General features: G+C 68.4%; 10 protein-coding genes. 4 read left to right on the top strand and 6 right to left on the bottom strand.

All coding sequences use genetic code 11. The features are described 5' to 3' along the window. The first annotated feature begins 160 nt into the window (after positions 1–160). Positions 161–1,096 carry a LysR family transcriptional regulator gene (locus KDW55_RS14395; RefSeq protein ID WP_059544434.1) on the top strand — a complete coding sequence of 312 codons (936 nt, stop codon included), beginning with the start codon at positions 161–163 and terminating at the stop codon, positions 1,094–1,096. 42 nt (positions 1,097–1,138) lie between these two features. Here the strand turns inward: KDW55_RS14395 and KDW55_RS14390 are convergent, their stop codons facing one another. The 6 genes from KDW55_RS14390 to KDW55_RS14365 all read right to left on the bottom strand — a co-directional run bounded on the left by KDW55_RS14390 (position 1,139) and on the right by KDW55_RS14365 (position 8,696). After that, positions 1,139–2,278 (bottom strand): enoyl-CoA hydratase/isomerase family protein, encoded by a 1,140-nt coding sequence (locus KDW55_RS14390; RefSeq protein ID WP_059544435.1) that lies wholly within the window; start codon positions 2,276–2,278, stop codon positions 1,139–1,141. Continuing rightward, entirely contained in the window at positions 2,275–3,066 is a 792-nt protein-coding gene (locus KDW55_RS14385) for an enoyl-CoA hydratase (protein ID WP_059544437.1), read from the bottom strand. Before KDW55_RS14385 ends, KDW55_RS14390 begins: the two co-directional genes overlap by 4 nt. Beyond that, entirely contained in the window at positions 3,066–3,965 is a 900-nt protein-coding gene (gene mmsB, locus KDW55_RS14380; protein WP_212160354.1) for a 3-hydroxyisobutyrate dehydrogenase, read from the bottom strand. The genes KDW55_RS14385 and mmsB overlap by 1 nt, the downstream gene beginning before the upstream one ends. An 18-nt stretch (positions 3,966–3,983) precedes the next feature. After that, on the bottom strand, positions 3,984–5,513 hold the full coding sequence (locus KDW55_RS14375) for a CoA-acylating methylmalonate-semialdehyde dehydrogenase (RefSeq protein WP_212160355.1): 1,530 nt from the start codon (positions 5,511–5,513) through the stop codon (positions 3,984–3,986). A gap of 118 nt (positions 5,514–5,631) precedes the next feature. Next, a complete protein-coding gene (locus KDW55_RS14370; protein WP_040140633.1) occupies positions 5,632–7,338 on the bottom strand; it encodes an AMP-binding protein in 1,707 nt (568 codons plus the stop codon). 224 nt (positions 7,339–7,562) lie between these two features. Then, on the bottom strand, positions 7,563–8,696 hold the full coding sequence (locus KDW55_RS14365) for an acyl-CoA dehydrogenase family protein (RefSeq protein WP_059544579.1): 1,134 nt from the start codon (positions 8,694–8,696) through the stop codon (positions 7,563–7,565). 137 nt (positions 8,697–8,833) lie between these two features. Here KDW55_RS14365 and KDW55_RS14360 point away from each other — a divergent pair, with 137 nt between their 5' ends. The 3 genes from KDW55_RS14360 (at position 8,834) to KDW55_RS14350 (ending at position 12,331) form a co-directional block, all read left to right on the top strand. Continuing rightward, a complete protein-coding gene (locus tag KDW55_RS14360; protein ID WP_209825412.1) occupies positions 8,834–9,871 on the top strand; it encodes an AraC family transcriptional regulator in 1,038 nt (345 codons plus the stop codon). A gap of 121 nt (positions 9,872–9,992) precedes the next feature. Further along, positions 9,993–11,561 (top strand): nodulation protein NfeD, encoded by a 1,569-nt coding sequence (locus tag KDW55_RS14355; RefSeq protein ID WP_212160357.1) that lies wholly within the window; start codon positions 9,993–9,995, stop codon positions 11,559–11,561. Further along, positions 11,558–12,331 (top strand): slipin family protein, encoded by a 774-nt coding sequence (locus KDW55_RS14350; RefSeq protein ID WP_212197977.1) that lies wholly within the window; start codon positions 11,558–11,560, stop codon positions 12,329–12,331. Before KDW55_RS14355 ends, KDW55_RS14350 begins: the two co-directional genes overlap by 4 nt. The last annotated feature ends 96 nt before the right edge of the window (positions 12,332–12,427 follow it).

Here is a 12,427-nt window from a genome sequence, read left to right as displayed (position 1 = left end):
CCGTGCGCCTCCAGGTAGAAGGAAGTCGCCGCGGGCGGCCGGCCTGAAGGCCGGCGACGCGCTGGGCGGGAATCGGTACTATAGTGAGAGTTCCGATCCCCATTGACGCGTCCGCATCCCGGAACTGGGGAATCACAGGACGCAATCAACGCAACCCGCTATGACCGACAGACTCGACGGCGTGACGACCTTCGTCCAGGTAGTGGAATCCGGCAGTTTCGCGCTGGCCGCGGAGCGGCTCGACATGACGCGCTCGGCGGTCGGCAAGGCAATCGCGCGGCTCGAGAAGCGGCTGGGCGCGCGGCTGCTGCAGCGCACGACCCGCAGCCAGAGCCTGACCGACGACGGCCAGGCGTACTACGACCGGTGCGTGCGCGCGCTGGCGGAACTGGAAGCCGCCGAAGCCGATCTCGATTGCGGCCGCAACGAAGCGCGCGGCAAGCTGCGGCTGAGCGTGCCGCTCGCGTTCGGGCATCACTGCGTGACGCCGATCGTGCTCGATCTCGCACGCACCTACCCGCATCTTCGGATCGACGTATCAATCACCGACCGGTTTGTCGACCTCGTCGAGGAAGGCATCGATCTCGCGGTGCGGATCGGCCCGCTCGCGGACAGCACGAGCCTCGCGGTGCGGCGACTCGGCACGCAGTACGGGAGCCTCGGCGCGGCGCCGTCGTATCTCGCGCGCTACGGCATGCCGCAATCGCTCGACGATCTGCGCAACCATCGCACGGTCGCGTATTCGCGCTCGGGCGTCGTGCAGCCGTGGTATCTGCGTGCGCCGGACGGCTCGTCCGTGCACATCGACATGCCGCACCAGCTGAGCTTCGACGACGTGCAGGCGATCGCCGCGGCCGGCGCTTCGGGGTTCGGCATCGCATGGCTGCCAAGCTGGCTGCTCGATCAGTACGTGAAGCGCGGCGAGATGGTCGTCGTGCTCGATCGCTGCTTCGTTTGCGAAGGCGACATTCACGCGATCTGGCCGAAAACGCGCTACCTGCCGCGCAAGACGCGCTGCGTGATCGACGCGCTGGTGCAGGCGGTGCCGCCGATGATCGAGCGCCCGGAGCCCGCCAACCTCAAGAAGGCGGGTTGAAGCCGACGCGCCGCACGGGCGCGTCGAACCCTCACACGGGGATCACGCCGCGCCGAGATCGGCGAGCGGATGCGCGAACAGCTTCCACGGCGACGTCAGGAAATGCCGCACGCGTTCGGCGCGCACTTCGACGAGCGACGCGGGCGCCCAGCGCGGCTTGCGGTCCTTGTCGACGAGATGCGCACGCACGCCCTCGCAGAAGTCGCCCTCCTCGATCGCACGCGCGACGATGCCGAGCTCCATCCGGAACGACTCCGCGAGCGTCATCTGGCGGCCGCGCAGCAACGCTTCGCGCGTCACGCTCAGCATCGTCGGCGAATGGCCGGTGAGCGCGTCGAGCGTCGCCTGCAGCCATTGGCGATGTTCGCGCGGCAGTTCGTCGCGCGCGAGATCGTGCTTCAGCGTCGCGACGATCCGCTCGATGGTCGAGCGCTTGTCGAAGTGACGGACGATCCACGCCATCTGGCTGTCGAGCGCCGCATGCGGCACGACGTTGCACGGCGGCTCGAACACCTTGCGCAGCGCCGCCAGCACGTCGCCGTCCCATTTGACGCGCTCGATGCGCGTCTCGAACGTGTCGAGCCACGACGACGGCACGCACAGATCCGCAAGCTTCGCGCTCAGCGCATCGGCGCCGGACAGCATCGCGCCCGTCAGCCCGACGTACAACTCGAGTTCGACCGGCATGCGCGACAGGAAATGCGTCGCGCCGACGTCGGGCACGAGACCGATGCGCGTCTCCGGCATGGCAATCTTGCTGCGCTCGGTCGCGACGCGCAGCGCCGCGCCTTGCGCAAGACCCATTCCGCCGCCCATCGTCACGCCGTCCATCAGCGCGACGACGGGCTTCGTAAACGTATGGATCGCATGGTCGAGCCGATATTCGTCGACGAAGAACGGCAGCCACGTCTCGCGCTGCGCGACCATCTTGTAGAGCGCGCGCACGTCGCCGCCCGCGCAGAAGCCCTTCTCCCCCGCACCGCGCAGCACGACCGCGACGATTTGTTCGTCGTGCCGGCACCGCTCGACGAGCATGGCCAGCTCACCGATCATCGGATACGACAACGCGTTGAGCGCGGTCGGCCGGTTCAGCGTGATGATCGCGACGCGATTGACCACGCGGAACAGCACCTCCGGTGCCGGCTGCGCGAAGCCGGGTTGAGTCGTGACCGGCGTGCTCATCGTTGCGGCTCCCCGTCGGTGTGCCATTGCGGCGCGCGTTTGCCGAGAAACGCGGCCACCCCTTCGCGCGGATCGCGCGTGTCGAACAGGTCGACGAAGCGCTCGCGCTCGACCGCCAGCGCCGCGCTGCGCGGCACGCCGCGGCGTGCGAGCCCGATCAGTTCCTTGCTGTACGCAACCGCATGCGGGCTCTGCCGCGCGACCTTGCGCGCGAGCGCCAGCGCCGCGTCCCGTGCGGCGCCGCTTTCGACCACGTCCTCGACGAGGCCGATCCGCAGCGCGGTGGCCGCATCGACGCGCGTACCGGCGAGGATGATTTTCTTCGCCCAGCCTTCGCCAACGAGCCAGGGCAGCGTCTGCGTGCCGAGGCCGCAAGGCAGCAGGCCGACCGACGGCTCGGGCAGCGCCATTTGCGCGTGCGTCTCGGCGATCCGCAGATCGCAAGCGAGCGCGCATTCGAGGCCGCCGCCCATCGCATAGCCGTTGATCGCCGCGATCGTCACGACGCGCGCATCGTGCAGCGCCTCGAACGCCGCGCCGAAACGCGCGGCCATCGCGCGCGCAACCGCACGGTCGCCGTCGGCGAACGTGTTCAGGTCGGCGCCCGCGCTGAAGAACTTCGGGCCGTCGCCGGTGATCACCAGCGCGCGCACGCGCGGGTCCGCATTCAGTTCGGCGACGGTTGCCTGCAGTTGCTGCAGCCCGTCGGCGGTAAAGGCGTTCGCGGGCGGACGCTTGAGCGTCGCGCACGCGATCGCGCCGTCGTCGACGTAGTCCAGTTCGATCATCACGCGTCCTTCTTCGTGGCCGGTTGGTACAGGCGTATCACCGCCGAGAAATCGAGCTGCCCGTCGCCGCGGCTGCTCATGGTCTGGTACAGCTGCTGCGCGAGCGCGCCGAGATAGACGGGCTGGCGCGCCTGCTTCGCCGCATCGTTCGCGAGACCGAGATCCTTCAGCATCAGGTCGGTGCCGAAGCCGCCGCTGTAACCGCGCGACGACGGCGCGGTGTCGATCACGCCCGGATACGGGTTGTAGGTGTCGGAACTCCAGCAGCGGCCCGTCGACGTGTTGACGATGCCGGCAAGCACCTTCGGGTCGATGCCGAGCGCGACGCCGAGCGACATCGCTTCCGACACGGCCGCCATCGAAATGCCGAGCACGAGGTTGTTGCAGACCTTCGCGACCTGCCCCATCCCCGTCGCGCCACAGTGGACGATGTTCTTGCCCATCCCTGCGAGCACGGGCTTCACGCGCTCGAAATCCGCATCGCTGCCGCCGACCATGAACGTCAGCGTGCCGGCAGCGGCGCCGCCCGTGCCGCCCGACACCGGCGCATCGACGAACGCGCCGCCGTGCTCGCGCACGAGCGCGCCGAACGCCTGCGCGCTCGCCGGGTCGATCGTGCTCGAATCGATGACGGTTGCGCCCGCGCCGAGGCCGGCCAGCACGCCGTTCTCGCCGGCGAGCACCGAGCGCACGTGCGGCGCGGCCGGCAGCATCGTGATCACGAACGCCGCGCCCGTCGCCGCGTCGCGCGGCGACGCAGCCACCTGCGCGCCGGCGTCCTGCAGCGCGCGCAATGCATCGGCGCTCAGGTCGAACGCATGCACGTCATGGCCGGCCTTCAGCAGGTTGAGCGCCATCGGCGCACCCATGTGGCCCAACCCGATAAATCCGATTTGCATGTTCGTCTCCTGCGCGGCTCAATGCAGCCGGATCGTCGTGTTCACCGGCGCGGCCGTGGCGTCGTCGTCGAACCAGCGTGCGGTCACCGTCTTCGTCTGCGTATAGAACTGCACGACCTGCTTGCCGTACGGGCCGAGATCGCCGAGCTTCGAGCCGCGCGAACCGGTGAAGCTGAAGAACGGCACCGGCACCGGAATCGGGATGTTGATGCCGACCTGGCCGACGTCGATCTCGCTCTGGAACTTGCGCGCGGCCGCGCCGCTCTGCGTGAAGATGCCCACGCCGTTGCCCATCGGGTTCGCATTGACCAGCGCGATCGCGTCGTCGAGCGTGTCGACTTCCATCAAGACCAGCACCGGCCCGAAGATTTCGTGCGTGTAGACGGTCATCTCGGGCGTCACGCCGGAGAAAATCGTCGGCCCGATGAAGTTGCCTTCCTCGTAGCCGGCGACCTTCACGTCGCGGCCGTCGAGTTCGAGCTTGGCGCCTTCCTTCACGCCGGCTTCGATCAACGACAGGATGCGCGCCTTCGCACCGCGCGACACGACCGGCCCGACGTCCGTGCCCGGTTCCGAGCCGGCGTTGACCTTGAGCGTCTTCGCTTTTGCGACGATGTCGGGCAGCCAGTCGCGCGCGCTGCCCACCAGCACCGCAACGGACGTCGCCATGCAGCGCTGGCCGGCCGCGCCGAAGCCCGCGCCGACGAGCGCGTTGATCGACTGCTCGCGGTTCGCGTCGGGCAGCACCACCGCGTGATTCTTCGCGCCCATCATCGACTGCACGCGCTTGCCGTGCTGGCTGCCGAGGTTGTACACGTGCGTGCCGACGGCCGTCGAGCCGACGAACGAGATCGCCTTCACGAGCGGATGCGTGCAGATCGCGTCGACGACTTCCTTGCCGCCGTGCACGACATTCAGCACGCCCTTCGGCACACCGGCTTCGATCGCGAGTTCGACGAGTTCCATCGTCGACAGCGGGTCCTGCTCCGACGGTTTCAGCACGAACGTGTTGCCGCACACGATCGCCATCGGGAACATCCACAGCGGAATCATTGCGGGGAAGTTGAACGGCGTAATGCCCGCGCACACGCCGAGCGGCTGGCGCAGCGTATACGTGTCGACGCCGCCCGCGACGTTCTCCGCGAATTCGCCAAGCTGCAGCGTGCCGATCGAACACGCGTGCTCGACCACTTCCAGACCGCGGAAGATGTCGCCTTCGGCGTCGGGAATCGTCTTGCCCTGCTCGGCCGTCAGCGTCTTCGCGATCCGCTGCTGGTTCGCGCGCACGAGATCCTGGAACTTCAGCATGATGCGCATGCGAGCGGAAATCGGCGTGTTCTTCCACGTCGCATACGCGGTGTGCGCGGCCTGCACGGCCGCGTCGACTTCCGCGACGGTTGCGAAAGGCACGCGTGCAAGCACCTGCTGCGTTGCCGGGTTGACGATGTCGCGCCACTCGCTCGTGGTCGACTCGACGAAGGCGCCGTCGATCAGCAGCTTGACCGTCGGCACGTGTTGCCCCGAACGGGGCGTCGGATTCGCGTTCATCAGTGCGCTCTCCTTGGAGTGGGCCGCGTGGCGTCATGCGACGCGCGGCGGGTTCGGTTCGGTGAGGCCGGGGCTGCGCGCGTAAAAACCGAGTGCGCGGCCCGCAGCCGGTCGTTTCTTATTTCAGCTCGTTTGCGAAGTCTTCTTCCCAGTATTCGCCGGGCATCCGCGTCGTTGCATCTTCGCCGCGCTCGATTTCGCGGCGGCGCAGTTCGACGCGGCGAATTTTTCCGGAGATGGTTTTCGGCAGCTCCGCGAACTGCAAGCGGCGGATCCGCTTGTACGGCGCGAGCTTCTCGCGCGAGAAGCGGAAGATTTCCAGCGCGAGCGCGGGGCTTTCGTCATAGCCCTGGCGCAGTGTGACGAACGTCTTCGGCACCGACAGCCGCACCGGGTCCGGGCTCGGCACGACGGCCGCTTCAGCGATCGCCGGATGCTCGATCAGCACGCTTTCCAGTTCGAACGGGCTCAGCCGGTAGTCGGACGACTTGAACACGTCGTCCGCGCGGCCGATGTACACGTAGTAGCCGTCTTCGCCGCGCATCGCGATGTCGGACGTGCGGTAATGGCCGTCGCGCATCGCATGGGCCGTTGCGTCGGGGTTGTTCGCATAGCCGTTCATCAGCCCGACCGGTCGCGCGGCGCCATCGCCGAGCGGCAGCGCGACCTCCCCTTCGCTGACCGGCGCGCCGTCCGGATCGAGCAGCGCGATCCGGTAGCCGGGCAGCGGGCGGCCCATCGAGCCGGCGACGACGGCCTGCCCCGGCGAATTGCCGATCAGGCAGGTCGTCTCGGTCTGGCCATAGCCGTCGCGAATCGTGATGCCCCACGCCTTCTTCACGCGCTCGATGATCTCGGGATTCAGCGGCTCGCCCGCGCCGACGATCTCGCGCAGCTTCACGTCGAACGACGCGAGCGGCTGCTGCACGAGCATGCGCCACACGGTCGGCGGCGCGCACAACGTGGTGACCCGGTAGTCGACGAGCGCATCGAGCACGACCTTCGGGTCGAAGCGCGCGTAGTTGAACGCGAACACGCACGCCTGCGCATTCCACGGCGCGAAGAAGCAGCTCCACGCATGCTTGGCCCAACCGGGCGAGCTGATGTTCCAGTGAATGTCGCCGGGCTGCAGCCCGATCCAGTACATCGTCGACAAGTGGCCTACCGGATACGTGCGGTGCGTATGCTCGACGAGCTTCGGCTTCGAGGTCGTGCCCGACGTGAAATACAGCAGCATCGGATCGTTCGCGTGCGTGACTGCATCCGGCTCGAACGCGGCGCTCGCCGCGTAGCCGTCGTTCATCGCGAGCCAGCCTTCGCGCGGCGCGCCCGCGACGATCTTCTGCTTGAGGCCGAGGCCGGCCTGCTCGAACTTCGCGGTTTCGTGCTCGTCGACGATCGCGTAGGTCGCGCCGCCGATCTGTACGCGATCGCGCACGTCGTCGGCCGACAGCTGCGTGGTCGCGGGCAGCACGATCGCGCCGAGTTTCATCGCGGCGAGCATCGCGTCCCACAGTTCGACACGGTTCGGCAACATCAGCAGGATCCGGTCGCCGCGCACGACGCCGATGCCGCGCAGCCAGTTCGCGATCCGCGACGAGCGCTCGGACATCTGCGCGAACGAATACGGCTCGCCCGTGCCCGTCGCCGCATCGACGATCCATAGCGCGGGCTGGTCGTTGCCGCGCGCCATCGGATCGAAGTAGTCGAGCGCCCAGTTGAACGCATCGAGCACCGGCCACTCGAAATCGCGGTAAGCGGTGTCGTAGTCGGTGCGATGGCGCAGCAGGAAGTCGCGTGCGTCCAGGAATGCCTGTACCGTCATGTGTCGTCTCCGTCCAGTCTCCATGCCTAGCGGTCAACCGGCGCATGTGCTGCAGCACCTGCCCGGTTCCGTATTGCACGGCGCACGGTCACGTCGTTGCGTGCCGCGTTCGCCGCGCTGCCCTCGTGCCTGCGTTGGTTGCCTGCGTTGCGGCCTGCGTTGTTGCGTGCTTGTTCGATCGTTTCTGTTGCACTGCGCGACGCCGGATGCGAGCGCGCGGCGGCTCACAGCTGTCGCGCGATCACCATCCGCTGTACTTCGCTGGTGCCTTCGTAAATCTGCGTGATGCGCGCGTCGCGATAGTGACGCTCGACTTCGTAATCGGCGAGATAACCGTAGCCGCCGTGGATCTGGATCGCGTCCGAGCACACGCGCTCGGCCATCTCGGATGCGAACAGCTTCGCCTGCGACGCTTCGGACAGACACGGCAGCCCGGCCGTGCGCAGCTGCGCCGCGTGATGCACGAGCAGCCGCGCCGCGTTGATCTGCGTGGCCATGTCGGCGAGCTTCTGCTGGATCGCCTGGTGTTCGGCGATCGGCTTGCCGAACTGCACGCGCTCGCCCGCATAGCGGCGCGCCTTGTCGAACGCGGCGCGCGCGATGCCGAGCGCCTGCGCGGCGATGCCGATCCGGCCGCCTTCGAGGTTCGACAGCGCAATCTTCAGCCCCTCGCCGCGATTGCCGAGCAGATTCTCCTCGGGAATCGCGCAGTTCTCGAACGTGATCGGGCACGTGTCGGACGCACGGATCCCCATCTTCTTCTCGGGCTTGCCGACGATGAAGCCCGGCGTGTCGGTCGGCACGAGGAACGCAGAAATGCCGCGCTTGCCGGCTTCAGGATCCGTCATGGCAAAAACGATCGCGACACCGGCGCGCTGGCCGTTCGTCACGAACTGCTTCGCGCCGTTGATCACCCACTTGCCGTCGCGCAGCTCCGCGCGCGTGCGCAGGTTGTTCGCTTCGGAGCCCGCCTGCGGCTCGGTCAGGCAGAATGCGCCGATCACACGGCCCGCCGCCATCTCTGCCAGCCAGCGATCCTTCTGCGCGGGCGTGCCGAAGCCGAGGATCGGCCCGCAGCCGACCGAGTTGTGCACGCTCATCATCGTCGCGCATGCGGCGTCGCCGGCAGCGATCTCCTCGATCGCCAGCGCGTACGCGACGTAATCGGTATACGCGCCGCCCAGCTCCTGCGGCACGATCATTCCGAGCAGTCCGAGTTCGCCGAGCTGCGCGACGACCGCGTCGGGCAGATGCGCGTCTTGGTCCCACTGCGCGGCGTTCGGCGCCAGCACTTCAATGGCAAAGGCGCGCGCGGCGTCGCGGATCATCCGCTGGTCTTCGGTGTAAAGCTCGTCCATTGCGCTGCTGTCTCCCGCGGCCGCGTGCGGCGACCGACCTTTTGTTTCGATGCAACAAGTGTAGGCAAGCGCGCGCGACTGTTCGATGCTCGCGCCGCTCATTTACACTGAGCGTTTTTGCCATACCGGCGGCGTCGATGAAGCAGGAAGACAAGGGAACCGTCGCGATCAGCCTCGTCGCTTACAGCGTCGAGCTTGCCACCCGGCGCGGCGTCGCGGCCGAGCCGCTGCTCGCGCAGGCAGGCATCGCGCCCGCGCTGCTCGTGCAGCCGCGTGCGCGCGTGTCCGCTCAGCAATATGGCGCGTTGTGGAATGCGATCGCGCGCGCGCTCGACGACGAATTTTTCGGGCAGGATCGCCATCCGATGCGCAGCGGCAGCTTCATCGCGATGAGCCAGGCCGCGCTGTCCGCGCAGGACGGGCTCCATGCGATGGCGCGTGCGGTGAATTTCATGCACTGCGTGCTCGACGACCTGCACGCGGAGCTCGACGCGAATCCCCAGCGCGTGCGGCTGCGCTTCGTGCACCGCAACAGCGTCGCCGCACCGGCGATGTTCACGTACGCGACCTATTTCATCATCGTGTACGGGCTCACCTGCTGGCTGATCGGGCGGCGGATCCCGGTGCTGCACGCGAGCTTTCGCTGCGACACGCCGCCGGCCGACCATGAATATCCGTCGATGCTGTGCGACGACATGCGGTTCAACCAGCCCGATTCGTATGTCGATTTCGATCCCGAATTCGCGACGCTGCCCGTCGTGCAGAACGCGAAGACGCTGAAGACGTTTCTGCGCAACGCGCCGGCCAGCTTCATCGTCAAGTACCGCAACCCGAACGCGCTCGCGCAGCGCGTGCGCACGGTGCTGCGCGGGATGCCGCCCGCGTCGTGGCCCGGCGCCGGCGGGATGGCCGCGCGGCTGCACGTGGCCGAGGCGACGCTGCGCCGCAAGCTGCACCAGGAAGGCCACGCGTACCAGTCGATCAAGGACACGCTGCGGCGCGACCTCGCGTTCGAGGCGCTGGCCGATCCGTCGCGCACGATCGCGGACGTCGCTGCCGCTGCCGGTTTCGCCGAACCAAGCGCGTTCTACCGCGCGTTTCGCAAATGGAGCGGGCGCAGTCCGGCCGAGTACCGGGAAGAAACGCTCGCGCGCGGCGGCGGCGCCGGCGGCTGAGCGCGAGCGTTTCAGCCCCGGCTTCGCGCTTTCTGCCGAAACCGGCTAATCTTCAAGCATCGGGCCAACGCCCTTTCCGCGAGCCGGACGGCGTGCGGCCGCGCGCCGCCCGGACGCCCCGATGCGCATTCACCGTCATGGGCCGCCGCCTGCGTCTGCATCGCAGGGCGGCCACCCCCGTCACCCGCTGTCCGCGCGGGTCGCACGCGCCGCGCTGTTCGCAGCGCTGCTCGTCATGTGCGCGGCGGTTGCCGCGCTGACGCGCGCGGCAGCGGCGCCGGTCATCGTGATTCCCGTCAACGGCGCAATCGGCCCGGCCAGCGCCGACTTCATCGTGCGTTCGCTCGACCGCGCGGCGCGCGAGCAAGCGCCGCTCGCGATCCTGCAGCTCGACACGCCGGGCGGGCTCGACACGTCGATGCGGCAGATCATCAAGGCGATTCTCGGCTCGCCGGTGCCGGTAGCGGCCTTCGTCGCGCCGGGAGGTGCACGGGCCGCTAGCGCCGGCACCTATATCGTCTACGCGAGCCACGTCGCCGCGATGGCGCCCGGCACCAATCTCGGCGCGGCATCGCCGGTGCAGTTCGGGATCGGCGGTACGCCTGGCGCGCCGAAACCCTCGCCTGCCGGCACGTCGGGCGCTGCCGGTGCATCGGCTGCATCGGCGTCGTCGGGCGTACTTGGCGCACCGGTTGCGCCCGCCGAATTGCCGAACGATACGCAGTCGACCGAAATCCGCAAGGCGACGCAGGACGCCGCCGCGTACATCCGCGGCCTCGCGCAGCTGCGCGGACGCAATGCCGACTGGGCCGAGCGCGCGGTGCGCGAGGCCGTGAGCCTGCCCGCCAACGACGCGCTCACGCAGCACGTCGTCGACGTGATCGCGCAGGATCCGGCCGATCTCGCGCGCCGGCTAGACGGCCGCACGGTGACGACGACCGCCGGCACGCTGCATCTCGCGACCGCGCATGCACCGCTCGTCGTGCTCGCGCCCGACTGGCGCAGCCGCTTCCTGGCGATCATCGCGGACCCGAACGTCGCGCTGATCCTGCTGACGATCGGCATCTACGGGCTGTTCTTCGAATTCGCGAATCCCGGCTTCGTGCTGCCGGGCGTGGCCGGCACGATCTGCCTGCTGGTCGGTCTGTTCGCGATGCAGTTGCTGCCGATCAGTTACGCGGGGCTCGGGCTCGTGCTGCTCGGGCTCGGCTGCCTCGTCGCGGAGGCGTTTCTGCCGACCTTCGGCGTGCTCGGCTTCGGCGGGATCGTCGCGTTCACGATCGGCGCGCTGATGCTGATCGACACCGACGTGCCCGGCTACGGGATTCCATGGCCGGTGATTGCCGGCCTCGCCATCGGCGGCGGGTTGCTGGTCGCCGCCGTGTCGAGCGTCGCGCTACGCGCGCGGCGGCGGCCCGTGGTGACGGGCGCCGAGGCAATCGTCGGCAGCATCGGCGAAGTGCTCGACGACGGCCTGCGCGCCGATCAGCCGCAGGGCGCGGCCGGCCCCGAGCCGTCGGCGGCGGGCTGGGCGCGCGTGCACGGAGAACGCTGGCGCGTCGCGAGCAGCACGCCGCTCGCCGCCGGCTGCCGCGTGCGCGTCACCGGCCGCCACGGGCTGACGCTGACCGTCACGCCGCTCTACGACGTGCCGGCACACGAACAACAACAGCAGGGAGCACCGTCATGATGGGCTACACGTTTGGCTTCGGCAGCGTCCTGATCGTCTTCGTCGTGGTGCTCGTCGCATTGTCGATCCGCATCTTCCGCGAGTACGAGCGCGGCGTCGTGTTCATGCTCGGCCGCTTCTGGAAAGTGAAGGGGCCAGGGCTCGTGCTGATCATTCCGGTCGTCCAGCAGGTCGTGCGGATCGACTTGCGCACCGTTGTGTTCGACGTGCCCGCGCAGGACGTGATCACACGCGACAACGTGTCGGTGAAGGTCAATGCGGTCGTGTATTTCCGCGTCGTCGATCCGGAGAAGGCCGTGATCCAGGTCGCGCGCTTCTTCGAGGCGACGAGCCAGCTCGCGCAAACCACGCTACGCGCGGTGCTCGGCAAGCACGAGCTCGATGCGCTGCTCGCCGAGCGCGAGCAATTGAACGCCGATATCCAGAAGACGCTCGACGCGCAGACCGACGCGTGGGGCATCAAGGTGTCCACCGTCGAGATCAAGCACGTGGACCTGAACGAGACGATGATCCGTGCGATCGCGCGCCAGGCCGAGGCCGAGCGCGAGCGGCGCGCGAAGGTGATCCACGCGGAAGGAGAATTGCAGGCGTCGGAGAAGCTGCTGCAGGCCGCGCAGCGGCTCGCACAGCAGCCGCAGGCAATGCAGCTGCGCTACCTGCAGACGCTGACGACGATCGCGGCGGACAAGAATTCGACGATCGTGTTTCCGCTGCCGGTCGATCTGCTCGGCGCGTTGCTGGAGCGATTGGGGCCGCCGCGCGAGCGTTGACACACGCGTGTGCCGGCCCGCACGGCGCACGGCACACGCCAGCGCCGCCGTGGCGCCGCGCCCATCGGCACCGGCCGCGTCCGCGTCCGCGTCGTC

This window comes from Burkholderia sp. AU19243 (genome assembly GCF_018148075.1).
In the GTDB taxonomy this organism is placed as follows: Bacteria; Pseudomonadota; Gammaproteobacteria; order Burkholderiales; family Burkholderiaceae; genus Burkholderia; species Burkholderia latens_A.
Note: the sequence above shows the minus strand (reverse complement) of the source record. Positions and strands in the feature narration are given on the sequence as shown.